The sequence below is a fragment of the Tenacibaculum mesophilum genome, assembly GCF_003867075.1.
GTDB classification, from domain to species: domain Bacteria; phylum Bacteroidota; class Bacteroidia; order Flavobacteriales; family Flavobacteriaceae; genus Polaribacter; species Polaribacter mesophilus.
On the sequence record NZ_CP032544.1, the window covers coordinates 350953 to 375343 of the forward strand.

Sequence of the window (24391 nt, forward strand, 5' to 3'; positions counted from 1 at the left end):
CACAATTTATGGTAGTACCAACAATGGCAGAAATGATGGCTCAAGGAAAACAACCTGAAGTGTTATTTTGGGTAGGAGCCGCAGGAAGTTACGATGATAGAGCAAAAAAAATAACAAGAGCCTTCGTAAAAATATTACAACAAGCAGGAGTTGACTTTGCAGTATTAGGCACCGAAGAAAGTTCAACAGGAGATGCAGCAAAACGAGCAGGGAATGAGTTTTTATTTCAAATGCAAGCTGTTACAAATATTGAAATTTTAAACGCTTACGAAATAAAAACAATTGTAACTTGCGATCCGCATTCATTTAATACATTAAAAAATGAATATCCTGAATTAGGAGGAAAGTATAAAGTATATCATCATACTCAATATATTAGCAAGTTAATCAAAGAAGGACGTTTAACTATTGAAGATGAAAATTTAAACGGTAAGCGTTTAACGTATCACGATCCATGTTATTTAGGACGTGCAAATGATGTATATGAAAGTCCACGTGAATTAATTCGTCGTTTAGGAGTAAAAATGACTGAGATGAAACGTCATAAGTCAACAGCATTATGTTGTGGAGCTGGAGGAGCACAAATGTTTAAAGAACCTGAAAGAGGAGATAAAGATATTAACGTGTTAAGAACAGAAGATGCTTTAGAAACAAATCCACAAATTATTGCTACCGGATGTCCTTACTGTAATACCATGATGACCGATGGTGTAAAATTCAAAGAAAAAGAATCGCAAATACAAGTAAAAGACATTGCAGAGTTAATTGCAGAAGCAAATAACCTTTAGTAAAGAAATATAAAGTTTTCTTAAAAGTGTGTTACGAGAGTAGCACACTTTTTTCTTTGTAGTAAGTTTGTTGAAAAATAATTCGAAAACAAAAAAGAATGAGATACCTTTTTACCTTTTTATGCTTAGTGTTATTAATATCGTGTGATGACACCGATTTATCTCTTGACGGAAATGGAAACTTGGCAACAATAACATTTAATATTACGAGTACAAGTAATGACAACAATGGAAGAATTAAAACTGTTTTTCTAGAATCAGGTTTCTTTAAGTATGATAACACTACAACAACTAATGTTTTTCCTTATAAGAAATCGTATACAGATGAAATTAATTTTGCAGCTAATTTAGCTTTTGAATATGAAGATAAAGCCACAGATAATTTTAGTGTTTATACAATAACAATGGAAATTCTTAGAGATAATGTTTTGGTAGACAAAAGAGAATATTTTATGGATAAACCAGGAACAAAAGTAGGTTTTGATGCTGTAGTAAATAAATAAATTACTCATACACTTTAAGATAAAAGGAAAGCTAAGCTTTCCTTTTTTTATGTCTAAAAAACTTATCTTTGAAAATCATACTATCTCAATGAAAAACTACATAAAAGCAGCACGTTTACGTACTCTACCATTATCCGTTTCAGGAATTATTGTTGGAGCAGCAATAGGAAATTATGATTATATAAATAATACTGAAGGTTTTTTTTGTTGCTTTGGTTGTCCGTTATTTTTCCAAACAGGAATTTTCTGGTTAGCTATCTTAACCACTATCGGTTTTCAAGTACTATCCAATTTTGCTAACGATTATGGTGATGGTGTAAAAGGAACAGATAATCAAAGAGAAGGAGAAGCACGTATGGTAGCTTCAGGAGCGATTACTCCAAAGCAAATGAAAAACGCAATGATTGTTACAGGAGTTATTACGACTATTATTGCATTACTACTAATTTATGTTTCCTTTGGAAAAGACAACTTTTTGTATTCAATAATTTTTTTCGGGTTAGGAATAGCTTCGATAGTAGCAGCCATAAAATATACCGTTGGGAAATCAGCTTATGGTTATAGCGGATTTGGAGATGTTTTTGTTTTTATCTTTTTCGGATTGTTAGCAGTCGTTGGAACCTATTTTTTATATACAAAACAATTGAACTTTATCATTTTTTTACCAGCAATTACAGTTGGATTGTTGAGTACAGCGGTATTGAACTTAAACAATATGCGAGATAGAGAGAATGATGCGGTATCAGGAAAAAATACACTTGTGGTAAAAATGGGAGCAGAATCTGCAAAAATGTATCATTACTTTTTAATTGTAGCGTCTTTTATAGTTGCATTACTGTACACGGTAATTACGTTTAAATCACCATATCAATTCTTATTTATTATAGCTTATATTCCTCTACTAAAACATTTAGTTTTTGTCTATAAAAACAAAGAAGAAACCTTGTTAGATGGAGAGTTAAAAAAAGTAGCTCTTAGTACCTTTTTATTTTCAATTTTATTCGGATTAGGTCAAATTTTGTAACTTCCCAAGAAAATTTAACACTATGAGAACTATTTTAGTTTTTTTCGGAACGTTTCTATTATTTATTAGCTGTAATAGTAAAGGAGCGAATCCAACCTCTTATGGAGAGCTTAAAACTTCAGGAAATTTTGACATTACCAAAGAAATTGTAGAAGCATCAGAAGTTGCATCAGAGAATAAAGAAGTAACAATTGAAAGAAAACTTATTAAAACAGGAGATATTTCTTTTGAAACAGATAATTTATTAGAAACAAGAAATTATATAGAGCAAGCGGTTAAAAAATATAACGGCTATATTTCTGTTGATAACGAGTACAAATCTTCTCAAAATATTACTTCAAATTTAACGGTTCGAATTCCTTCAGAAAGTTTTGATACTTTTTTAAATGAGATTTCATCAAAAGTAGCAAGGTTTGATAATAAGAATATCTCTGTTAACGATGTAACAGAGCAATTTTTGGATGTACAAGCACGTTTGAAGGTAAAAAAAGAATTAGAACAACGATATAGCGAAATACTAAAAAAGGCTAGTTCAGTAAAAGAAATTTTAGAAGTTGAGCGAGAATTAACAAATGTAAGGTCTGATATTGAATCGATGGAAGGACGTTTGAAATACTTACAAAATCAAGTGTCTTTCTCAACCCTAACAATTCGATTTTATAAAAAAGAAGTAAGTAAAGCTTATTCAAAAACTTTTGGAAGACGTATAGCAGATGCTTTTGCCAACGGAATAGACAATATAAAATGGTTTTTTATCGGTTTGGTAAACATTTGGCCATTTATACTTTTAATAGTTTTATTAATAATACTCATAAAGAAACGAATTAAACGAAAAGAATAAATACATGAAAATTACTTTTTACGGTCACGCATGTTTTGGTATTGAAATTAACGGAACACATGTGTTAGTTGACCCTTTTATAACAGGAAACCCTCTAGCATCAAATATAGATGTAGATAAAGTAAAAGCAGATTATATTTTACTTACACATGCGCATCAAGATCATGTATTAGATGTAGAAAACATAGCAGAAAGAACAGGAGCTACAATAATTTCTAATTACGAAATAGTAATGTATTATGAAACGAAAAAACTCAAAGGACATCCAGTAAATCATGGAGGTACATATAAAAATGATGTGTTTTCTGCAAAGTATGTAAATGCTATTCACACTTCTTCATTTGCAGATGGAAGTTATGGAGGGCAACCAGGAGGGTTTGTAGTAACAGCAGGAGAAAAATCCTTGTATATTTCTGGTGATACAGCAGTAACTATGGATATGAAGCTAATACCGATGTCAACAAACTTAACAGCTTCAATATTTCCGATTGGTGATAATTTTACCATGGGAGTTGACGATGCTATCATAGCCAGCGACTTAGTAATTTGTGATAAAGTAATAGGGTGTCATTTCAACACCTTTCCTCCTATAAAAATAGATATAGAAGAAGCTAAAGAAAAGTTTTCACAAGCAAAAAAAGAATTAGTGATTTTAGAAATTGGACAAACAATAACTATTTAAGCAACCTCTTTTATAAAGGTATTATGAAAATAATCAAAATAATTTTAGGTGTTATAACAGTCTTAATTCTAGCATTTTTCTTAACAGGATTAGTAGTACAAGAAGTTGTTTATACCAATGAAATAACAATTAACAAGCCAGTAAATGAAGTTTTTTCGGATTTTCAGGATGAAGAATTGATGAAAAAATGGATGCCAGAGGTGAAATCAATTGAAACTCTAGAAGAACAACCTAATAAAACAGGTAGTAAATATAAAGTGGTTGTTGAAAATCAAGGTAAATTGGTAACTATGACAGAAGAAGTATTAGCGTATAAAGAAAATGAAAAACTTACTCTTCACTTTGATGCAGAAAATATGCTAAAAACAGATGATTATACATTTATTTCAGAAGGAAACTCAACTAAGATATTACAAACTACTACCTGTATTAGTGAATCGTATATAATGAGTTGTTTATTCCCGTACTTTAAAGGAGCTCTTAAAAAAATGAGTCAACAATATTTAGAGAACTTTAAAAAAGCTTCTGAAACTCATAACTAAAATACTTACAATTGATAAAAGCTACCTACCATAAATACTTACTAAACTTTAAACAAGCAAGTGGTACCTCTCGTGGAATTTTAAGAACTAAAGAAACTTGGTTTATAATTTTAGAAAAAGAAGGAAAGAAAGGTTTTGGAGAATGCGGTTTGTTCAGAGGTTTAAGTGCTGATGATAAACCTAATTATGAAGAGAAATTACAGTGGGTGTGTAACAATATTAATTCTGGCTTAGAGAAATTATTATTTGAACTCAACGAGTTTCCTTCGATACAGTTTGGATTAGAACAAGCATTTTTATCTTTAGAAAGCAAAACACCATTTGAATTATTTCCATCTAAGTTTACAGAAGGAAAGCAGCAAATTTCTATAAACGGATTAATATGGATGGGAGATAAAGCCTTTATGCAGCAACAAATAAAAGATAAGTTGCAACAAGGTTTTACTACCATAAAAATGAAAATAGGAGCGATTGATTTCGATACAGAGATAGCCTTGTTACAATCAATACGAAAAGAATTTTCAGCCAAGGAAATTGAACTTCGTGTAGATGCCAATGGAGCATTTTTGCCACAAAATGCCTTAGAAAAGTTACAAAGACTATCTGAATTAGAACTACATTCTATAGAGCAACCAATAAAACAAGGACAATGGCAAGAAATGGCAAGTTTATGTGAAAAAACACCATTACCAATTGGGTTAGACGAAGAATTGATAGGCGTGTTTTCTTTAAAAGAGAAAGAAAAATGTATAGCTACAATTCAACCTCAATACATTATTTTAAAACCTAGTTTGGTAGGAGGGTTTAAAGGAAGTAACGAATGGATTCAAATAGCATCCAACCATAACGCAGGTAATTGGATAACTAGTGCTTTGGAAAGCAATATAGGGCTAAATGCAATAGCACAATGGACGCATACCTTAAATAATCCGTTACCGCAAGGTTTAGGAACAGGTAGTTTGTTTACAAACAATTTTGAAAGTCCGTTGGAAGTTTCAAATGGAAGTTTAGGGTATAATACGAACAAAAACTGGCACTTTAATATATAACAATGAATTTTATACAACAAGCATATAAAGGAGATAACCAGTGGTACTTATACTTATTAGTTATTTTTATAGTTTTATTTGGGTGGCAGTTTATAGGTGTAATTCCTTTAGCTGTAACTGCAATTTTACATTCTGAAAGTACAAGTGAGTTTTTAAGAGCAGCAGATGATAGCTTTATGAGCTTAGGAATAAATAAAAACTTGTTTTTATTTATGATGGTGGTGATGTTTGCTTTTGGATTAGTTTCATTGTTTTTAGGAATAAAATATATTCATAAAAGAGCTATAAAAACAGTTATAACAAGCAGAAATAAAATAGATTGGAATCGCTTTTGGTTTGGTTTCTTTGTATGGGGAATACTATCTGTACTAGTAGTATCTTCTGACATTCTTTTAGCTCCTGAAAATTATACATGGAATTTTAAACCTCTGCCTTTTTTTACTTTAATGATAGTATCGTTTTTGTTTTTACCCATTCAAACGAGTTTTGAAGAATTACTTTTTAGAGGGTATTTTATGCAAGGACTTGGTACTTGGTTTAAAAACAGATGGGTTCCATTAATAGTAACTTCGGTAGCTTTTGGTTTACTCCACGGAGCAAACCCAGAAGTAGAGAAGCTAGGGTATATTTCAATGGTTTTTTATATAGGAACAGGTTTCTTTTTCGGAATAACTACACTAATGGATGAAGGAACAGAATTAGCATTAGGTTTGCATGCTATTAATAATATTGTAGCTGCATTCTTGGTAACTACAGATTGGACCGTTTTTCAAACGGATGCTTTATTTGTAGATACTTCAGATCCTTCGGTAGGGATAGAGATGTTTTTACCAGTATTTGTTTTATATCCTTTAATGTTGCTACTGTTTTCAAAAAAATATGGTTGGAAAAATTGGAAAGAAAAACTATTTGGTAACATAGAGAAACCTGTAATAACAACAAAATAGTACTCCAAATAAAGTGGGCAATCTAAACTTTCATAATAGTTTTCAGTTAAACGGAAAGTCTTTTTCTAATGAAGATGAATTATTGACTTTTTCGAAGACTATAAACGATTCCGTATATCAATTTTTATCAGATTGGTTTAATGCAGAAGATTTTGTAGTAGTGCAAACATCAGGTTCTACGGGAAAACCCAAACCAATTCGATTGAAAAAAGAGTTTATAGTAAACTCAGCAAAAGCCACAGGAACTTTTTTCGGGTTAAAAGAAAATACTACAGCTTTATTATGTTTATCGACCGATTATATTGCAGGGAAAATGATGTTAGTTCGTGCATTAACCTTAGGTTGGAGTATGGATGTGGTTGCTCCAACATCTAAAGTTGAAATTCTAAAAGAGTATGATTTTTCAGCGATGGTACCTTTACAACTACGAAGCTCTTTAGGAGATATAGATAAAATAAAGAAGCTTATTGTAGGAGGAGGTGTTGTAGCAAATGATTTAATTGAAGCTATTCAAAATAAATCAACTGAAATTTACGCTACTTACGGAATGACAGAAACAATTACACATATTGCTGTTAAAAAGTTAAACAATATCATTTCGAACGATAGTGAGAAACCTCACTATAAGGTACTCCCTAACGTACAACTTTCTCAAGACAATCGAGATTGCTTAGTGATTGATGCGCCAAAAGTAGCCGAAGAAAAAATTATAACAAACGATGTAATTCGTTTGATTTCTGATACCGAATTTGAATGGTTGGGACGTTATGATAACGTGATTAATTCAGGAGGAGTAAAGCTACATCCAGAGAAAATAGAAGAAAAACTCTCTAAAATTATTTCAAACCGCTTTTTTGTTACAGGTATCAACGATAAAAAACTAGGAGAGAAGCTAGTTTTGATAGTAGAAGGAGAGAAAAATGACGCCATTTCGAACGAAGTGAGAAATCTATTGGGGCTTACCAAGTATGAAACCCCGAAAGCAATTTATTTTGTAGAAAAATTTGTTGAGACAGAAACAAAAAAAATTCAACGAAAAAAAACACTCGCTAAAATTTTACCTCACTAAAAAGTATCGTTCACTTTTCTAATAAACTTGTTTACTCATTTAAGGTTTTATAAAAATATAGCGTTAGCTAGTTTTATGTAAACTTTAAAACGAAAAGCTATGTTTAAAAAACTATTTTATGCAATGCTATTATTGAGTTCAATAGCATTTGCAGCGCAACAAAGAACAATTACAGGTGTAGTTTCAGATGAATCAGGTCCGTTACCAGGAGTGACTATTGTGGTAAAAGGAACAACCAATGGGACTGAAACTGATTTTGATGGTAAATACTCTATTTCAGCTACACAAGGTGATGTTTTAGTATTTTCTTTTGTAGGAATGAAAACTGTAGAAGAAAAGGTAAAAGAAAGGTCTGTAATTAATATAATAATGAAGAGTGATAATCTTTTAGAAGAAGTTGTAGTAGCAGCCTACGGTATTTCAAAAAGGAGAAAATCATCGGCTTCAAAAGTTATTAGAATTAGAGGGTATAATCAAATTGAAAATAGAGATTCTTATGCAGGAAGAAGTGAAAATATTTTCAAAAGTCCTATAAATTCTCCCTTGTCTACATTTTCTATTGATGTTGATAAAGCTTCTTACAGTAATATAAGAAGAATGATTAATAGCGGTCAAAAAATACCAAAGGATGCAGTTAAGATCGAAGAAATGATTAATTACTTTGATTATAACTATCCACAACCTAAAGGAGAACATCCTTTTTCAATCACTACAGAGATTGTTACGACTCCATGGAATAAAGATACTCAGCTGGTAAGAATTGGGTTAAAAGGAAAAGAGTATAAACAAGAAAATTTACCAGCATCAAACTTAACTTTTTTGATAGATGTTTCAGGCTCTATGTCAGATCATAATAAATTACCTTTATTAAAATCTGCTTTTAAATTATTGGTAAATCAGTTAAGAGAAAAAGATAAAGTAGCAATTGTTGTATATGCAGGAGCAGCAGGGGTAGTTTTAAAACCTACCTCAGGAAATGAAAAAGAAACAATATTAGAGGCTTTGAATCAATTAGAAGCAGGAGGCTCAACGGCAGGAGGAGAAGGAATTGAGTTAGCTTACAAACTAGCAAAGGAAAATTATATAAAAGATGGAAATAACCGAGTTATTTTAGCTACAGACGGTGATTTTAATGTAGGAGCTTCAACCAATGCTGAAATGGAAGAGTTAATAGAAGAAAAAAGAAAATCAGGAGTATTTCTATCAGTGTTAGGTTTTGGTTACGGAAACTACCAAGATGATAAATTAGAAATTTTAGCAGATAAGGGAAATGGAAATCATGCGTATATCGACACGATGCAAGAAGCGCAAAAGGTATTTGGTAAAGAATTTGGGGGTACTTTATATACCATTGCAAAGGATGTGAAAATTCAGGTAGAATTTAATCCAGAAAAAGTAAAAGCATATCGTTTAATAGGATATGAAAACAGATTGTTGAATGATGAAGATTTTGTAGATGATACAAAAGATGCTGGTGAGTTAGGTAGTGGTCATACAGTAACAGCATTGTATGAAGTAATTCCTGTAGGAGTAAAAAGTAAATTTTTGAAGAAACTATCCAAATTGAAGTATACTCAAAACAAACAACTGAATAATTTTAATGATGAATTATTAACCGTGAAGTTTAGGTATAAATTACCAAAAGGGACTAAGAGCATAGAGTTAGTGAAAACTGTAAAAAATGAAGTATTGGCACCAACGAATGATATGAAATTTATTTCAGCAGTAGCTTTATTTGGAATGCAATTAAGTAAATCAAAATTTAAAAATAAGACAAAAATTGAAGATGTACTTAGTTTGACAGAGGGAGAAATAGGAGAGGATAAAGATGGTTACAAAGCAGAGTTTGTTAGATTAGTAAAAACGTATAATTAAGAATAAAAAAACAGGGTTAAATGCCCTGTTTTTTCTAAAAAATCTTTAGCGTCAAAAGCTTTTTTATAATCAGCTAAACTCATTCCGAATCGTTAAGCATTGTAGTTCTCTTCTTTATCTATTTTATAAAGTTTGCTTTTTCTACTTATTTTTATTGGCCCACTCTTTTTGTTTCGTAGAAAATAGTAATAGTGAAAAGTTTGGTTGAGATAAATATATAAAAAAATCCAACGATTTTTATCGTTGGATTTATATGTTTTGAATAAGAAGATGTTTGTTATTCTTCCATAGAATGGTAGACATTATTTACGTCATCATCTTCTTCCAGTCTTTCTAAAAGTTTGTTTACCTCTTCTTTTTGTTCTTCTGAAATCGCAGTAGTGGTTGTTGGAATACGTTCAAATTCCGAAGAAAGAATTTCAATATTATTTTCTTCTAAATATTTTTGAATAGCGCCAAATTGTTCAAAAGGAGCATAAAGCATTACCGAACTATCTTCTTCGTCGGCAAAAACTTCTTCCACTTCAAAGTCGATCATTTCCATTTCAAACTCTTCTAAATCCATTCCTAAGGAATCTTCTTTTACTTTAAAGTTAACCACGTGGTCAAACATAAAAGCAACTGATCCAGAAGTTCCTAAATTTCCGTTACACTTGTTAAAAGCAGCACGTACATTAGCTACTGTACGGTTATTATTATCAGTAGCAGTTTCTACTAAAACAGCAATTCCATGAGGAGCATATCCTTCAAATAATACTTCTTTATAGTTTTCAGTACTTTTATCAGATGCTTTTTTAATAGCGCGCTCAACATTATCTTTAGGCATGTTGGCAGCCTTTGCATTTTGAATTACAACACGCAAACGAGAGTTGGTTTCGGGGTTTGGACCACCTTCTTTAACTGCCATAACGATATCTTTACCAATACGAGTAAAGGTTTTAGCCATAGCTGACCAACGTTTCATCTTTCTTGCTTTCCTAAATTCGAATGCTCTTCCCATGTGTATTCTGTTTTAATTTTGCTTGGCAAATGTAACTAATGCTATAAAATATTGCAATTAAAAATGTTTTTTGAAAATTACATCACCTGTTTGTTTATCATAAGCTTTCCAAGTTCCACTTTGTTTATCATTTTTATAATGCCCTTTAACTTTTACGTTTCCGTTTTCATAATAGGACTTATAAGAACCATCTTTTAAGCCATCTTCTAAATCAACTTCAAATTTTAGCTGTCCTTTTTTATAAAACTCTTTGTATGATTTAGCGCTTAGGTCAGAAGGATGTATTGGCGGAAGCTTAAAAAATGTTGTGGAATTTTGAGTACTTGTAGAATCTTTGTAAGGAGCTAACTCTAAAAGTAATTTTTCTCTTAATTCTTTATCTTTTTTAGTGTTTATATCAATGTTTTTAGGATCTTCAAAAACAAGAGAAATATTACTTTCAAATAAGTCATCAGAAGCAATTAGCTGCATTCCAATTTGTGAAAAGCAAGTAATATAAGGTTTGTTTTTTTGAAGTTCACGTCGAGTTTTGTTATCAACTAAACTTAAAAGATCTTTGTAGGAATTTGGAGTGTTTACATAAGCAAAGACACTAGATTTTTTCTCAAAATGATAATTAAAATCATCGAATTTTTCAGAGTTTTCTAGGGTGTATCCTATTAAGTGGTTGTTAATAATTTCTTTAATAGTATTTGGACTAGTACTAAAAACTACAAAATCATCAATAATGGTAAAGTAAGGTTTCTCCATCTTAGAAAACATGTTTCCTGCTAACATTTTAAAGAATCCTTTTAAATCAAAAAAGTTAATAGGATAACCTCTGTAATCGATTTGCTTGTATTTTAAAGGGGTATTTTCTTTAATTTTTGAAAGGACAAGCTGAAGATTTTCTTTAGCATCATCAATATCATCAGCTTTAATAATAGCAGCGATATCTTTCTTGTTTTTTGAAAGCTCAGTGTTAAAATGAATTAAAGCTATTTCACTACCAATCCAACTATAAATGTTTTCAGAAACATTAATATCTAATTTATCCTCAATCATCGCAAGTTGATCAGAATACACCTTAAAATCAGCAGGATTTTCTTGTTGGAGTTTCTCTAGATTACTATTGAATGTTTTAAAGTTATCAAAAGCAAAACTAAGGTATAAAGAGGTGTTCTTTGGAGCTACTTTAGCAACGCTACGCTTACCAGCCCCAGACTTTTGTAATACCTTTAAATAAGTTTGTGAATTAGTGTCAACGTTTGTGTAACCAGTAGCTTGAACGATAACTCCTTCCACAATGGATATGTCTAAACCAGAGTAGAAGAATGCTTCTTTATTTAAAAAATCTAAATTGCTAGAACTGGTAAAACAATTTAAATAGTCTTTTAGATATTTATGTTGTAAATAGATATTAAAAAATCCATCAGTATCTGTTTTCTTTTTTATTTCTATAAAATTTATATCTCGTCCAATAACAGGATTCAAGTATTGGTCAATTGATTGTTCAACCAAAAGGTGAGTATAAGAAGCTATAACTTGGTTTTTAATAAAAGAAAGGTGTAAAGTTTCTCTAGTCTTCTTATTATACAGTTCTATAATTTCGTGTTCTTTGTATACTCGTTTCGTTACCTTATAGTCTTCTCCAGCCAAATTACTTATAGCTCTTTTTAGAAAAATAAGTTTAGAGAATTTTTGTAAATCCGCAACGTATAATAACCCATATTTTCTAGGACTAAATACATGTACTGAAATAACCAGATTACGTTCCCCAATAAAGTCAAAAATTTCCTTTTTTGCTTTAAAAGTTTCATCTAAACTATGTAGGCCTTCAGATAGTTTATTGATTTGTTGATTCTTTTGAAGATGCGTCCAAATTTCACTTGAGCTTATTTCATCCCAAGTGTCAATAGGTCTTTCAGTATCAACTATGAAAACAGCATCATCAGGAACTAGGTAAATAGACTTGATATTATCATTTTCAGATAAGGTGAAAATATACACTTGATAGATTACAAAGCCTATAACAAGGGCAATAATGCCCCAAAACACTTTCCTCTTCATGCTGTTTTCTGTGTTTTAAACTTGTAAAACTCCTAAATTAAAAGGCTTTTCAATAGGAGCGTGGTCAGCAGCTTCTATTCCCATAGAAATCCATGTTCTGGTGTCTAGAGGGTTAATTACAGCATCAGTCCAAATTCTTGCAGCAGCATAGTAAGGAGATATTTGATTATCGTATCTCGATTTAATTTTATCAAATAATTCTGCTTCCTTTTCAGGAGTAATTTCTTCTCCTTTTTTCTTTAAAGCGGCAGTTTCAATTTGTAATAATACTTTGGCAGCAGAGGCTCCACTCATCACAGCTAGTTCAGCACTTGGCCATGCAAAAATAAGACGTGGATCATAGGCCTTACCACACATAGCGTAATTTCCTGCACCGTAAGAGTTACCAATAACTACCGTAAATTTAGGAACTACAGAGTTACTAACAGCGTTCACCATTTTAGCGCCATCTTTAATAATTCCGCTATGTTCAGATTTACTTCCTACCATAAACCCAGTAACATCTTGTAAGAAAACTAACGGGATTTTCTTCTGGTTACAGTTGGCAATAAATCGAGTAGCTTTATCAGCTGAATCGTTATAAATTACCCCACCAAATTGCATTTCGCTAGGTTTGGTTTTTGCTCCTTTTGATTTTACAATTTTACGTTGGTTAGCAACGATACCTACTGCCCATCCATCAATACGAGCATATCCAGTAATAATGGTTTGACCATAGCCTGCCTTGTATTCTTCAAATTCAGAATTATCAACCAAACGCTTGATGATTTCCATCATGTCGTATTGCTCATTACGAGCTTTTGGTAAAATTCCGAAAATATCATCTTCATTTTCTTTTGGAGGAAAAGCTTCTTTACGATTAAATCCAGCTTTGTCATAATCTCCAATTTTATCCATTAAGTTTTTAATGGTATCTAAAGCATCTTTATCATCTTTTGCTTTATAATCGGTAACCCCAGATACTTCACAATGTGTGGTTGCTCCACCTAATGTTTCATTATCAATAGTTTCACCAATAGCGGCCTTAACTAAATAACTACCCGCTAAGAAAATACTTCCTGTTTTGTCTACAATAAGTGCTTCATCACTCATAATAGGTAAGTAAGCACCACCAGCAACACAACTTCCCATAACGGCAGCAATTTGGGTAATTCCCATGCTACTCATTACCGCATTGTTTCTAAAAATTCTTCCGAAGTGTTCTTTATCAGGAAAAATTTCATCCTGCATTGGTAAATAAACCCCAGCAGAATCTACCAAATAAATAATAGGTAGTTTATTTTCAATTGCTATTTCTTGAGCTCTTAAATTTTTCTTTCCTGTAATAGGGAACCAAGCACCCGCTTTTACGGTAGCATCGTTAGCAACAACAATACATTGCTTACCGCTAACATATCCCATTTTTACAACCACACCACCTGAAGGGCATCCACCATGTTCTTGATACATGTCTTCACCTGCAAAAGCAGCAATTTCGATAGACTTAGACTTATCGTCTAATAAATAATCAATACGTTCACGAGCTGTTAATTTTCCTTTCTCATGATGCTTGTCAATACGTTTTTGTCCACCGCCTAATTTAACTTTGGTTAAGCGTCTACGTAAATCTGATACTAAAAGTTTATTGTGGTCTTCGTTTTTGTTGAAGTTAAGATCCATGGTAAGTTATTTGTTTGCGTGTGCTAAAATAAGAAAAACAACGTACAAAACAAGGTGTTTAGGTATACGATTGAATGATGTTTTCAACAGTATTTTCTATTTCTTTATTTCTAGATTGTTTTATTAAAATATAAGGTTCTGCCACCCGTTCATTACAGTTTTGTACTGCGCATGTTTCGCAAGTAACACCTACTGTTTTTTTAGTGAAAGTATCTTCATTAAAAAAATGAAGTTTTCTTTTTAAGTGTGGAGAAAGCAACATACCTATGCTAACACTACGATTAATTTTTTCTTTAAAAGGATCGGCAGTAGCCGCAGAAAGTACTAAATACTCTTTTTGAGAATTTTCGTACGACGAAATTTGAATTCCGTAAGCAGATTTTTTTTCTTCTGAAACTTCTAAATCCTGAATTGTTTTAATGGCAATCCATCTTCTGCAATAATGTTCATTGTTACGATTGGCGTGAGGAGACTGTTGTTGTGTAATATGTAGTTCTTTAGAAAGTCTATGTGCCAGAGAACCTTCTTTATGAGTAAAACGTAAAAAGAATAGGTTCTTAATGTTAAAATGTCTTGGTAAAATGTTCGTTAAACGTTGATAAAACGTTTCGTCAGAACAATTATAACTTCTAATAATTTTGTGCAATTGTATAGGTTGCCAAGTTTTTAAAGAAAAAAGTTGTGTTAGTTTTTGAATTAAATCATCTTTCGGAATAATTAAAGCACCTGCAAAGTAAGAAGCTACAAAATTATTTAATACTTCATCAAAACTGTCAAATTTAATCCATGGAAATGTATATAACCTGTTTTCAATTTGTAAATAATTATAAGCTATTTCTTTAGCAAAAATGAATGTTCTCTGTGCTTCGTTTATATCGTTATATATAAGAAGTGTTTTGTTTTTTGGAATATAGATGTTTCTTAATTCAGATAATTTTTGATGTTTAGATAGTTCTTCGCTATCAATCGTATAACCGTATTCTTCAATTAAAATTTCTTCTAAGTCTTTTGAAGAAATAGGTTTGTTTGGATTGATTTGATAAGCCTTAATAAAATCTGTAACCTTTGTTTCAATATCCTCAAAATAGTTGTTGTGTGCTTCTTGGTACGAACGTAATGCAGCAAGAAAAAAGCTCTCTCTTGTTAAATTGTAGTTTTGAGAAATCTTAATAATGGTACTTATAAAAGCATTAACCTTTGCAGGAGCATTGGCAATGATGTCAATTAGATTATTTTCTTTAATACCAAATAGGTCAAGAGGAATCTCTTTTAAAATTTTCGATTGTAAAATTTCACCAATAGGGGCTAGGTTTTTATCTAATTTTAGAGATACCAAATGATCATAAGGTACTTCTAGCTTCTCAGAAAGAATAACAATTTTATCAGTTTTTGGATACTTTTTTCCTTTCTCAATTTCGTTTAAATACGATTTTGATAATCCTGTTAGTTTAGCTAATCCAAAGAGTGATAGATTTTTATCTGTACGTATTTGTTTCAGTTTTAACCCAAAAACTAATCTGATATATTCTTCTTCCAATGTGTTTTATTAAAATATTCGTAATTCAAAGGTATAAAAATTAGCGAATTAATAAAAATTTGTAATTTACATGTTTTTAGCGAACGTTCGCTTTTTTGTTTGAGTTCTTTTTTTTAATATTGAACTGTCAATCAATAAGTAAAAAATAAATAGATATGAATCAAGATGTTTTAGCAAAAGAAATTCAATGTGTAGGTTTTGATCAAACCGAGTATAAAAGTGTTTTGACCAATGAAGCCAAAGCATTTTTAATTCAACTTCAAGAAAAATTTAATCCTCAAAGACTTCAATTATTAGCTGAAAGAGAAATCGAACAAGCTTATTTTGATGCAGGAAACTATCCTTCTTTTCCTTTGGAAACGAAAGAGATAAGAGAGAGCGATTGGGTATGTGCTCCGTTACCTGAAGATTTGTTAGATAGGAGAGTAGAAATTACAGGGCCAGTAGAGCGTAAAATGATTATCAATGCATTAAATTCTGGAGCAAAAACGTTTATGGCAGATTTTGAAGATAGTAATTCACCTACAATTCAAAATATTTTAGATGGTCAGGTAAACTTACGAGATGCAGTAAATAAAACAATTTCATTTTATAATACAACAAAAGATAAGAACTATGAGTTGAAAGACAAAGTAGCTACCTTGTTAGTAAGACCAAGAGGGTTGCATTTAAATGAAAAACATTTGTTGATTGATGGCGTAGAAATGTCAGGTTCTTTGGTAGATTTTGGATTGTACTTTTTCCATAATATCAAAGCCTTACGAGAACAGGGGAGTGCAACCTATTTTTATTTACCTAAACTAGAACATTACAAAGAAGCGCGTTGGTGGAATGATGTTTTTGTGTTTGCACAAGAGTATATGGAGGTACCACAAAAAACCATTAAAGCAACAGTATTAATAGAAACAATTACGGCAAGTTTTCAGTTGGATGAAATTATTTATGAGTTAAAAGATCATATGGCTGGTTTAAACTGTGGTCGTTGGGATTATATCTTTTCATACATTAAAAAGTTCAGAAATCATTCTGGTTTTATTGTGCCAAACCGTTCACAAGTAACCATGAGTAGCCCATTTATGAAGGCGTATTCGTTACGAGTTATTCAGTCGTGCCACAAACGAGGTGTACATGCTATGGGAGGAATGGCAGCACAAATTCCTGTGAAGAATAATGAAGAGTTGAATAAAGAAGCTTTTGCTAAGGTTAAGAAAGATAAGGAGCAAGAAGTTAGGAATGGTCATGACGGAACTTGGGTGGCGCATCCTGGTTTAGTAGCAATTGCAATGGACGTTTTTAATACAACAATGCCCAATGCGAATCAGATAGATAAAAAGCTAGAAGATCTAACAATTACAGAAAAAGATTTAGTAGAATTACCAGAAGGTACTATTACTGAGCAAGGAATACGAGAAAATATCAATGTTGGTATTTTGTATGTAGAGTCGTGGTTAATGGGACAAGGAGCAGCTGCCTTGTATAATTTAATGGAAGATGCAGCAACTGCTGAAATATCTCGAACACAAGTATGGCAATGGTTACATAAAAACGTAATGCTTGAAGATGGTAGAACGTTTACAGAGGGAATGTATGAGCAATTTAAAAAAGAAGAATTAAAAAAAATAAAAAGTTATGTAGGTGAAGACAGATACAATAACGGAAAGTTTGAGTTAGCTATTCAATTATTTGACGAGTTGATTTTAAACAAAGAATTTGTAGAGTTCTTAACCTTACCGGCATATAAATATTTATAGAGAAAAGCAATTTAAATTAAAAACTAGACTTGAATATTTAAATCTCGATTATCGAGAAAAAAGCCCTCAAAAATGCGGCAACATTTAAGAGGGCAAGCTATCAATAAAAATTAATAACCTTATCAATTACAAAATTATGAAAAATTTAGCACACGCTAATTATAGTTCTGCTTTACAAACAGTGAAAGAATTAAAGAAAAAGTTTGGATCAACTTGGAATTCAGTTTCTCCAGAGAATGCTGCTAGAATGGTAGCACAAAACCGTTTTAAAACAGGTTTAGATATCGCTAGATATACCGCTGCAATTATGAGAGAAGATATGGCGGCTTACGATGCAGATTCATCTAATTATACACAGTCATTGGGGTGCTGGCACGGATTTGTAGCACAACAAAAAATGATTGCAGTAAAAAAACATCACAAAACAACAAGTAAACGTTATTTATATCTTTCAGGATGGATGGTAGCTGCATTGCGTTCAGAGTTTGGTCCATTACCAGATCAATCGATGCATGAAAAAACAGCAGTTCCTGCGTTAATTGAGGAGATTTATGATTTTCTACGTCAAGCAGATGCTATTGAATTAAACGATTTATTTAGAAGATTAGAAAACGGAGAAGATGTACAGAGTGAAATTGATAATTTTGAAACACATATAGTTCCAATTATTGCTGATATTGATGCTGGTTTTGGAAATGAAGAAGCTACGTATTTGTTAGCTAAAAAAATGATTCAGGCTGGTGCTTGTGCTATTCAGATAGAAAATCAAGTTTCAGATGCTAAACAATGTGGGCATCAAGATGGAAAAGTAACCGTGCCACACGAAGACTTTATAGCAAAATTAAATGCAATTCGATACGCCTTTTTAGAGTTAGGCGTAGAAGATGGAGTTATTGTAGCAAGAACCGATTCGGAAGGAGCAGGATTAACTCAAAAATTACCTGTAAGTCAAGAACCAGGAGATTTAGCTTCTCAATATTTAGCATTTGTAGAAGCTGAAGAAATTACAATTGATGAAGCAAAAGAAGACGATGTATTACTAAAACGTGATGGAAAATTAGTGCGCCCTGTACGTTTGGCGAATGGTTTGTATAAGTTTAGAGAAGGAACGAATATTGATAGGGTAGTGCTAGATTGTATTACTAGCTTACAAAACGGAGCCGATTTGTTATGGATTGAAACGCCTACGCCTCATGTGGGGCAAATTGCTCATATGGTAAATAGAGTAAGAGCTGTGGTTCCTAATGCGAAGTTGGTGTACAATAACTCACCATCGTTTAATTGGACATTGAATTTCCGTAATCAAGTGTATGATGAAATGGTTGCTGAAGGTGAAAACATGACAGGATACGACAGAAATAATTTAATGAATGCGGCTTATGATGGTACAGAATTGTGTCATAGAGCGGATGAGAAAATCCGTACTTTCCAAATAGATGGGGCAAGAGAAGCAGGTATTTTCCATCATTTAATCACCTTACCAACATACCATACAACAGCGCTACATATGAATGATTTAACAGAAGGTTATTTCGGAGAAGATGGAATGTTAGCGTATGTAAGAGGAGTGCAACGACAAGAAATTAGAAAAGGAGTTTCATGTGTAAAACATCAACGAATGGCTGGTTCTGATTTAGGAGACGACCATAAAACATTTTTCGCAGGAGATAAAGCGTTAAAAGCTAGTGGAGAAAAGAATACATCTAATCAATTTGAAGTAGGGACAAAAGATAAAGGGATAGAAGAAGAAAGTGCCGTAGCAGTATAAAAAATCTTAGTTGTTTGTAAACTTCCTGTTATGTTTGGTTTGTTTCAATTGTTTGTTTGCATAGCAGGAATTTTACATACTAATTTGATAGTATGAGTTTATAATTAGCAGTTGTAAATTTTATTTTGATGTAGTTAGCTCTCTTATTAAAAGAGAGCTTTTTCATTTTGATAATAATGTTTCAACAAGAGCTTTAATATTTTTGATTATCAATAGATTTCGTAATAGGAGTAATTAGGTCACCGGTATGTTTGGTAGATTTTGTTTCAATAAGCATAATTAAACAATCTTCCGAAGAACTAACTCTGTGATTTACACCTTTAGGAACTACAAATAAATCACCTTTTTTCATCGTAAAACTAGGTTGATTTTCTATTTCCATTAAAAGACTTCCATCGATAATATAAAAAAGCTCATCTTCGTTTTCATGATTATGCCACGGAATATCTTCCCCTTTAATTTTGGCGAGTTTAACATATTCATTGTTAACTTCAGAAATTATTTTAGGAGAAAAGTATTTTTTTAGTTTTTCAGCTTCCTGTAAGATGTTAATTGTTTGAGTAGTATCCATATCGTAAGTTATCAAGACTTTGTTTTTAATTCCATTTTAATATTACAACGTTCGTATGGGCAGTCTTCTTCCACAGGAATTTCTAAAAAGCCAAATTTTCTATAAATGTAAATAGCGTTTTCAAGTTTCGTGTTTGAGTATAAAACCAATTTATCAAACTGTTTGTCTTTTGCAAAATCAATACAATGTTGCATGAGTTGTTGTCCTATTTTGTAACCCCTGTGTTTTGGTGAAACAGCCATTTTTGTTAATTCATAAACATTAGGTTCACTCATAGGCATTAAAGCTACAGTACCTACAACTTCATTATTTAATTTAGCAAAGAAAATATGTCCTCCTTTGTCAATAATATATTTGTGAGGATTGCTTAAAACTTCCTCATCATAAGGTTCTACGTAGAAAAATGTTTGTAACCATTCAATGTTCAGATTGTAAAAAGATGAGTTGTATTCTTCCTTAAATGTGGTAATCGTTACAGTACTTTGTGTTGTATTCATTTTTATATGTTCTATAATAGCTTCGCTGAAAGACTTTTCATCGAACTTAGTCTCTAATTCATTTATAAGTTCAGTTAGTGATTCAGCCTTTATATTAGTGTACTTTTTAATAGTGTGTTCAATGCTGTTCCATATAGGGGTTACATTCTCTATGAGCTGCTTTCCTTTGTTAGAAATAAAAATAACTTTTTTTCGCTTATCCGATTTATCTTCTTTGAGGGTGATAAGTCCTTTTTTATGAAGCTTATTAATAGCTTGAGTAGTAGCAGGCTGCGATGTTTTTAAACTGTTGGTAATCTCAGTATTAGTAACACCATCTTTGTTTTTTATAATTTTAAAAGTAGGAAATAGGTAAGGGTCAAAATGAATATTAAACTCATCGTACACCAATTGTGTTTCACGCATCATGTATTCGCTAGTCCTTTTTAACCTAGAACCTAATCCAATTTCTCATAATCCTTTAAGTGCGTCCATTTTTAATAAATATAAGTACTTATATAAATACAAATATATGTTTTTTTTGATTTATAATCCTTGTGTATTATTGTTGATAAGTGTCTAGGTGATATTTTCCATGGAAAATAATAAAAATATTTTTATATATTTGTAAATGAATTTTAATAACAAACAAAATGAAAAGAGATAAAATTATTTTTTATGTAGCTACAGGGTTATTAACATTATTAATGTTTTTTTCAGCAGGAATGTATTTTTTTAATCATGCAGAAGTAGCTAAAATGTTTACAGCATTTGGGTACCCAACATACATTATTTACCCATATGCAGTAGCTAAGCTGTTAGGTTTAATAGCTTTATGGTTTTTTAGAGGAAAGTTTTTAAATGAATGGGCGTATGCAGGTTTTTTCTTTGCATTTATTCTAGCTTTTTTTGCTCATTTTATGATTGGTGATGGAGAACAAACAGGAGCTGTAATAGCAATCGTACTATTAATAGTTTCGTATATTTATAGTAAAAAAATATAATGAGCAACAATCCAACAGCAACAGTTACTTTAACTGACCGAAATTACTTAGCAGAAGCAAAAATGAGAAATCATTTTGCTGTTATTGATGAGCCTTTAGACAAAGGAGGAGACGATAATGGACCAACTCCAGTAGAATATTTACTAACTGCAATTGGTGGATGTGTGTCTATTACTTTGAGAATGTATGCAGAGAGGAAAGGATGGGACTTAGGAAAAGTTACAGTAAATGTTAGCCAAAAAGAACAATTAACTCCAGAAGGAATTAAAAAATCATTAGTAGAAGAAATTTCATTCGAAAAAGAAGTTACAGAAGAGCAGCATACTAAACTATTAGAAATAGCAGGTAAATGCCCAGTAGCTAAAATGGTGAAAGGTGAAACAGAAATTGAGTCAAAAATAACAACATAGATGAAAAAAATAATCGCTTTCGCAGGTAGTAACAGCAAAAAATCAATAAACAAACAATTAGTAACATATGCTTCTAGCTTATTAGGTGGAATTGAAGTTTCAGTATTAGATTTAAACGATTATCCATTACCTATTTATGGAATTGATAAAGAAATAGAAGAAGGTGTACCAGAAAATGCCGCAATATTTCTAGAAAAAATTAAAGAAGCAGATGGAATAGCTGTATCGTTAGCAGAACATAATGGTAATTTTACGGTAGCTTTTAAGAATATTATAGACTGGATGTCGCGTATAGAACAAAAAATATGGCATAATAAACCAATGCTATTATTATCAACTTCTCCTGGAGGTAGAGGAGGGGCGTCGTCAATGGCAATAGCTAAAAATGGATTTCCTCATATGGGAGCAAATGTTATAGCAGATTTTTCTTTACCGAAATTTTATGATAACTTTAATGACGGAAGGATTGTAAATGAGGAGTTTAATGAAGAAATAAAAGAAGCAGTTACAACTTTCCAAAAAGCAGTATAAACATAAAATTTTAAGTTATGTCAGAAGCAAAGGAAATTGTAAAGAACTATAGTAATAATGATATTACTGTAGTTTGGAAGCCAAACAAATGTATCCATTCAAAAAAATGTTGGAAAGGTTTGATACAGGTTTTTAATCCACAAAATAGACCTTGGATTAAGATGGATGGAGCTACTACAGAAAGAATTAAAAAGCAAGTAGAGGAATGCCCATCAGGAGCTTTATCATATATTTCAAAAAGAGAAGGGAGTCAAGCAGCAGCTCATACAGAAACTAAGGTAGAAGCATTAGAAGATGGTCCTTTATTAATTTACGGAACTCTGCATGTAACTAATCTGGATGGTACAACAGAAAAGAAAAATAAAACAACTGCTTTTTGCAGGTGTGGGGCTTCTCATAACAAACCATATTGTGATGGTACACATGTAAAAGTTGAGTTTAAAGGGTAATTATGAAAGTACAGCAAGAAGACAATGATAAAAAAGGAGAGTTCTATATTGAAGTTGAAGGGAATAGAGCTGCTTTAATGACGTATACTTGGGCAGGTAAGGATAAATTAATTATAGATCATACTGAAGTTGGTGATGATTTAAGAGGAAAAGGAGTAGGATATAAGTTGGTAGCAGCCTCGGTAAATTTTGCTAGAAGTAAAAATATCAAAATTCTTCCATTATGCCCATTTGCTAAATCAGTTTTTGATAAAAAGCCTGAATACTCAGACGTTTTAGCTTAAATAAAATTCCTTTTCAATATTTGTAAAGAATTTATATTCCTTGGTATATAAATGTGTGTTTTGTATTTTTGTACTCAAAATAAGGAGGTTAAAAATGAAGATAGTTTTATATGGTAGAAAAGGACATGCACATACAGTTGCATATAAAAACTTTTTAAAATCTGCAGAAGTACCATTTGAATATAAAGATGTTTCTGTTGATGATGAAGCAAAAGAACACACGAAAGAATTATATGAAGGTCAAGTTAAATATCCAACGCTATTTGTTGATGATGAAGTGTATCTGACACCATCATCAGATACTTTCAACAAATTAATGCAAGACTTAAAGTTAAAAGGATAATCTTATTTTAATAAAAAAGGCTAATAGCTAACAGCTAATTACCAAAGCAATGGGAGATATTTCAAAAGATATTAATTCAAAGTTTCCAAATAATAAAATTAAAGCGTTTATAAATATTAAATACACTGCCAATTGGATAAACAGTCAAGAAAATGAGTTTTTTAAGCAGTACAGTATTTCATCTCAACAATTTAATATTCTTCGTATTTTAAGAGGAGCAAAAGAAGCGATAAAAGTTCAAACAATAAAAGATAGAATGATTGAACGAGCTCCAAATGCTACGAGATTAATGGATAAATTATACGAGAAGAATTTAATAGATCGTGAAAGATGTAAGCATGATAGAAGAGTAGTTTATATAAGTATTACGCAACAAGGAAAAAAGTTATTAAAAGCAATAGATGATAAGTTACATTTAGATTTTATTGAAAATTTAACGGAAGAAGAAGCTACACAACTTAGTGGTTTACTAGATAAAATTAGACAATAGATTTTGTGTTTATAGTTAATAAAAGGGAAATATAGATTAAAAAATACGCCTTTTAAGAAATAGAAATTACATGAGTGTATAAAAAAGTTATTATCCTTTTAAAAATAAGAGGTTTATCTTGTGTTATAAGTAGTCTTTTACCTAGGTATTCCTAAATAATGCTTAGATATATTTGAGTTGATTAATTAACCCAAACTCAATTTTATGAAGACTTTAAAAACCCTAATGTTTGTAAGTATCTTTTTTATGGTATTTACATCATGTCAAAATGAAGAAACTGTATTATTAGACGAAACTCAAACAGAAACTTTAGATACTAAAGCAGCAAAATCAGCAGAAGACTTAAAGCTAGATTATCATGAAGATTACGGAGTAGTTAGAGCAGATGAATACCCAATGAATCCAAATGGGCTAGAAAAACCTACTTTAGATTTATTTTTAGAAAGAGGAAACCTTAAAAAAGAAGATTTAAAAAGTTACCGTATCGTAAAAGATGAATTTTCAGGTGTTGGTTTGGCAGAGCACAGAATGAAAGATGGTAATGTGATACAAGTACCTCATGAGTATCAAAGACAACCAGTTTACAGGTTTGAAGCCGAATTAAACGATGGAACCAAAGTTAGGATTATTATAATCATTATATGTTCAAATGGTTTAATCATAATATTTTGGTGGTAAAAATACCTAAAAGTATAAAAAGACCCTATACATTGTATAGGGTCTTTTTGTATAAAAAAAATATAATAAAA

Annotated in this window: 26 protein-coding genes; 20 read left to right on the forward strand and 6 right to left on the reverse strand. The window is 31.4% G+C overall.

Translation table 11 applies throughout. The features are described 5' to 3' along the window. Positions 1 to 8 precede the first annotated feature (8 nt). From D6200_RS01675 to D6200_RS01720, 10 genes are all read left to right on the forward strand, one after another. Positions 9 to 788 carry a (Fe-S)-binding protein gene (locus D6200_RS01675; RefSeq protein WP_073183794.1) on the forward strand — a complete coding sequence of 260 codons (780 nt, stop codon included), beginning with the start codon at positions 9 to 11 and terminating at the stop codon, positions 786 to 788. Positions 789 to 886: 98 nt separating this feature from the next. Next, positions 887 to 1291, forward strand: coding sequence for a hypothetical protein (locus tag D6200_RS01680; RefSeq protein WP_073183792.1), 405 nt, complete (start codon positions 887 to 889; stop codon positions 1289 to 1291). An 88-nt stretch (positions 1292 to 1379) separates the two neighbouring features. Continuing rightward, positions 1380 to 2315 (forward strand): 1,4-dihydroxy-2-naphthoate octaprenyltransferase, encoded by a 936-nt coding sequence (gene menA / locus D6200_RS01685; protein WP_164505155.1) that lies wholly within the window; start codon positions 1380 to 1382, stop codon positions 2313 to 2315. A 22-nt stretch (positions 2316 to 2337) separates the two neighbouring features. Beyond that, on the forward strand, positions 2338 to 3156 hold the full coding sequence (locus tag D6200_RS01690) for a DUF4349 domain-containing protein (protein ID WP_073183790.1): 819 nt from the start codon (positions 2338 to 2340) through the stop codon (positions 3154 to 3156). Between the two features lie 4 nt (positions 3157 to 3160). Then, positions 3161 to 3838, forward strand: a complete 678-nt coding sequence (locus tag D6200_RS01695; protein ID WP_073183787.1) for a metal-dependent hydrolase — start codon at positions 3161 to 3163, stop codon at positions 3836 to 3838. A 23-nt stretch (positions 3839 to 3861) separates the two neighbouring features. Then, positions 3862 to 4380, forward strand: coding sequence for an SRPBCC family protein (locus D6200_RS01700; RefSeq protein ID WP_073183785.1), 519 nt, complete (start codon positions 3862 to 3864; stop codon positions 4378 to 4380). Positions 4381 to 4391: 11 nt separating this feature from the next. Beyond that, entirely contained in the window at positions 4392 to 5429 is a 1038-nt protein-coding gene (locus D6200_RS01705; protein ID WP_073183783.1) for an o-succinylbenzoate synthase, read from the forward strand. A gap of 2 nt (positions 5430 to 5431) precedes the next feature. After that, a complete protein-coding gene (locus D6200_RS01710; protein WP_073183781.1) occupies positions 5432 to 6376 on the forward strand; it encodes a CPBP family intramembrane glutamic endopeptidase in 945 nt (314 codons plus the stop codon). 13 nt (positions 6377 to 6389) lie between these two features. Then, a complete protein-coding gene (locus D6200_RS01715; protein WP_073183779.1) occupies positions 6390 to 7445 on the forward strand; it encodes an AMP-binding protein in 1056 nt (351 codons plus the stop codon). Positions 7446 to 7544: 99 nt separating this feature from the next. Then, the gene (locus tag D6200_RS01720) at positions 7545 to 9320 is read left to right on the forward strand and encodes a vWA domain-containing protein (RefSeq protein ID WP_073183777.1); all 1776 of its coding nucleotides are present in this window, start codon (positions 7545 to 7547) and stop codon (positions 9318 to 9320) included. 277 nt (positions 9321 to 9597) lie between these two features. Here D6200_RS01720 and D6200_RS01725 read toward each other — a convergent pair whose 3' ends face one another. From D6200_RS01725 to D6200_RS01740, 4 genes are read right to left on the reverse strand one after another with little or no spacing between them, the layout of a single operon-like run. Continuing rightward, the gene (locus tag D6200_RS01725) at positions 9598 to 10320 is read right to left on the reverse strand and encodes a YebC/PmpR family DNA-binding transcriptional regulator (RefSeq protein WP_047789109.1); all 723 of its coding nucleotides are present in this window, start codon (positions 10318 to 10320) and stop codon (positions 9598 to 9600) included. Between the two features lie 57 nt (positions 10321 to 10377). Further along, on the reverse strand, positions 10378 to 12369 hold the full coding sequence (locus tag D6200_RS01730; RefSeq protein WP_073183775.1) for a DUF3352 domain-containing protein: 1992 nt from the start codon (positions 12367 to 12369) through the stop codon (positions 10378 to 10380). A 15-nt stretch (positions 12370 to 12384) separates the two neighbouring features. Beyond that, positions 12385 to 14028 carry an acyl-CoA carboxylase subunit beta gene (locus D6200_RS01735; RefSeq protein WP_047789107.1) on the reverse strand — a complete coding sequence of 548 codons (1644 nt, stop codon included), beginning with the start codon at positions 14026 to 14028 and terminating at the stop codon, positions 12385 to 12387. Positions 14029 to 14086: 58 nt separating this feature from the next. Next, on the reverse strand, positions 14087 to 15565 hold the full coding sequence (locus tag D6200_RS01740; protein ID WP_073183773.1) for a helix-turn-helix domain-containing protein: 1479 nt from the start codon (positions 15563 to 15565) through the stop codon (positions 14087 to 14089). Positions 15566 to 15720: 155 nt separating this feature from the next. Here D6200_RS01740 and aceB point away from each other — a divergent pair, with 155 nt between their 5' ends. Both aceB and D6200_RS01750 read left to right on the forward strand, forming a co-directional pair. Then, complete coding sequence (gene aceB, locus D6200_RS01745; protein WP_073183770.1) at positions 15721 to 17316, forward strand: malate synthase A; 1596 nt, start codon at positions 15721 to 15723, stop codon at positions 17314 to 17316. 136 nt (positions 17317 to 17452) lie between these two features. Next, on the forward strand, positions 17453 to 19084 hold the full coding sequence (locus tag D6200_RS01750) for an isocitrate lyase (RefSeq protein WP_073183768.1): 1632 nt from the start codon (positions 17453 to 17455) through the stop codon (positions 19082 to 19084). Positions 19085 to 19277: 193 nt separating this feature from the next. Here the strand turns inward: D6200_RS01750 and D6200_RS01755 are convergent, their stop codons facing one another. After that, positions 19278 to 19670 (reverse strand): cupin domain-containing protein, encoded by a 393-nt coding sequence (locus D6200_RS01755; RefSeq protein ID WP_240627194.1) that lies wholly within the window; start codon positions 19668 to 19670, stop codon positions 19278 to 19280. After that, the gene (locus D6200_RS15540; protein WP_083574824.1) at positions 19667 to 20560 is read right to left on the reverse strand and encodes a bifunctional helix-turn-helix transcriptional regulator/GNAT family N-acetyltransferase; all 894 of its coding nucleotides are present in this window, start codon (positions 20558 to 20560) and stop codon (positions 19667 to 19669) included. Before D6200_RS15540 ends, D6200_RS01755 begins: the two co-directional genes overlap by 4 nt. A gap of 224 nt (positions 20561 to 20784) precedes the next feature. Here D6200_RS15540 and D6200_RS01765 point away from each other — a divergent pair, with 224 nt between their 5' ends. The 8 genes from D6200_RS01765 (at position 20785) to D6200_RS01800 (ending at position 24320) form a co-directional block, all read left to right on the forward strand. Then, positions 20785 to 21135, forward strand: a complete 351-nt coding sequence (locus tag D6200_RS01765; protein WP_047789103.1) for a DoxX family protein — start codon at positions 20785 to 20787, stop codon at positions 21133 to 21135. Beyond that, entirely contained in the window at positions 21135 to 21545 is a 411-nt protein-coding gene (locus D6200_RS01770; RefSeq protein WP_047789102.1) for an OsmC family protein, read from the forward strand. Before D6200_RS01765 ends, D6200_RS01770 begins: the two co-directional genes overlap by 1 nt. Beyond that, the gene (locus D6200_RS01775) at positions 21546 to 22076 is read left to right on the forward strand and encodes an NADPH-dependent FMN reductase (RefSeq protein WP_073183765.1); all 531 of its coding nucleotides are present in this window, start codon (positions 21546 to 21548) and stop codon (positions 22074 to 22076) included. Positions 22077 to 22093: 17 nt separating this feature from the next. Beyond that, on the forward strand, positions 22094 to 22525 hold the full coding sequence (locus D6200_RS01780; protein ID WP_073183763.1) for a (4Fe-4S)-binding protein: 432 nt from the start codon (positions 22094 to 22096) through the stop codon (positions 22523 to 22525). A gap of 2 nt (positions 22526 to 22527) precedes the next feature. Further along, positions 22528 to 22809 (forward strand): GNAT family N-acetyltransferase, encoded by a 282-nt coding sequence (locus D6200_RS01785; RefSeq protein WP_073183761.1) that lies wholly within the window; start codon positions 22528 to 22530, stop codon positions 22807 to 22809. Positions 22810 to 22903: 94 nt separating this feature from the next. Beyond that, positions 22904 to 23152, forward strand: coding sequence for a glutaredoxin family protein (locus D6200_RS01790; protein ID WP_047789098.1), 249 nt, complete (start codon positions 22904 to 22906; stop codon positions 23150 to 23152). 49 nt (positions 23153 to 23201) lie between these two features. Beyond that, a complete protein-coding gene (locus tag D6200_RS01795; RefSeq protein ID WP_082118638.1) occupies positions 23202 to 23642 on the forward strand; it encodes a MarR family winged helix-turn-helix transcriptional regulator in 441 nt (146 codons plus the stop codon). A gap of 204 nt (positions 23643 to 23846) precedes the next feature. Then, complete coding sequence (locus D6200_RS01800; protein WP_047789096.1) at positions 23847 to 24320, forward strand: hypothetical protein; 474 nt, start codon at positions 23847 to 23849, stop codon at positions 24318 to 24320. Positions 24321 to 24391 lie beyond the last annotated feature (71 nt).

What these genes read in the sequence shown, in the direction of transcription:
- D6200_RS01675 (WP_073183794.1), top strand. Translation starts at nt 9, where the DNA reads ATGGTAGTACCAACAATGGCAGAAATGATGGCTCAAGGAAAACAACCT.
- D6200_RS01680 (WP_073183792.1), top strand. Translation starts at nt 887, where the DNA reads ATGAGATACCTTTTTACCTTTTTATGCTTAGTGTTATTAATATCGTGT.
- menA (WP_164505155.1), top strand. Translation starts at nt 1,380, where the DNA reads ATGAAAAACTACATAAAAGCAGCACGTTTACGTACTCTACCATTATCC.
- D6200_RS01690 (WP_073183790.1), top strand. Translation starts at nt 2,338, where the DNA reads ATGAGAACTATTTTAGTTTTTTTCGGAACGTTTCTATTATTTATTAGC.
- D6200_RS01695 (WP_073183787.1), top strand. Translation starts at nt 3,161, where the DNA reads ATGAAAATTACTTTTTACGGTCACGCATGTTTTGGTATTGAAATTAAC.
- D6200_RS01700 (WP_073183785.1), top strand. Translation starts at nt 3,862, where the DNA reads ATGAAAATAATCAAAATAATTTTAGGTGTTATAACAGTCTTAATTCTA.
- D6200_RS01710 (WP_073183781.1), top strand. Translation starts at nt 5,432, where the DNA reads ATGAATTTTATACAACAAGCATATAAAGGAGATAACCAGTGGTACTTA.
- D6200_RS01720 (WP_073183777.1), top strand. Translation starts at nt 7,545, where the DNA reads ATGTTTAAAAAACTATTTTATGCAATGCTATTATTGAGTTCAATAGCA.
- D6200_RS01725 (WP_047789109.1), bottom strand. Translation starts at nt 10,320, where the DNA reads ATGGGAAGAGCATTCGAATTTAGGAAAGCAAGAAAGATGAAACGTTGG.
- D6200_RS01730 (WP_073183775.1), bottom strand. Translation starts at nt 12,369, where the DNA reads ATGAAGAGGAAAGTGTTTTGGGGCATTATTGCCCTTGTTATAGGCTTT.
- D6200_RS01735 (WP_047789107.1), bottom strand. Translation starts at nt 14,028, where the DNA reads ATGGATCTTAACTTCAACAAAAACGAAGACCACAATAAACTTTTAGTA.
- aceB (WP_073183770.1), top strand. Translation starts at nt 15,721, where the DNA reads ATGAATCAAGATGTTTTAGCAAAAGAAATTCAATGTGTAGGTTTTGAT.
- D6200_RS01750 (WP_073183768.1), top strand. Translation starts at nt 17,453, where the DNA reads ATGAAAAATTTAGCACACGCTAATTATAGTTCTGCTTTACAAACAGTG.
- D6200_RS15540 (WP_083574824.1), bottom strand. Translation starts at nt 20,560, where the DNA reads ATGATGCGTGAAACACAATTGGTGTACGATGAGTTTAATATTCATTTT.
- D6200_RS01765 (WP_047789103.1), top strand. Translation starts at nt 20,785, where the DNA reads ATGAAAAGAGATAAAATTATTTTTTATGTAGCTACAGGGTTATTAACA.
- D6200_RS01770 (WP_047789102.1), top strand. Translation starts at nt 21,135, where the DNA reads ATGAGCAACAATCCAACAGCAACAGTTACTTTAACTGACCGAAATTAC.
- D6200_RS01775 (WP_073183765.1), top strand. Translation starts at nt 21,546, where the DNA reads ATGAAAAAAATAATCGCTTTCGCAGGTAGTAACAGCAAAAAATCAATA.
- D6200_RS01780 (WP_073183763.1), top strand. Translation starts at nt 22,094, where the DNA reads ATGTCAGAAGCAAAGGAAATTGTAAAGAACTATAGTAATAATGATATT.
- D6200_RS01785 (WP_073183761.1), top strand. Translation starts at nt 22,528, where the DNA reads ATGAAAGTACAGCAAGAAGACAATGATAAAAAAGGAGAGTTCTATATT.
- D6200_RS01790 (WP_047789098.1), top strand. Translation starts at nt 22,904, where the DNA reads ATGAAGATAGTTTTATATGGTAGAAAAGGACATGCACATACAGTTGCA.
- D6200_RS01795 (WP_082118638.1), top strand. Translation starts at nt 23,202, where the DNA reads ATGGGAGATATTTCAAAAGATATTAATTCAAAGTTTCCAAATAATAAA.
- D6200_RS01800 (WP_047789096.1), top strand. Translation starts at nt 23,847, where the DNA reads ATGAAGACTTTAAAAACCCTAATGTTTGTAAGTATCTTTTTTATGGTA.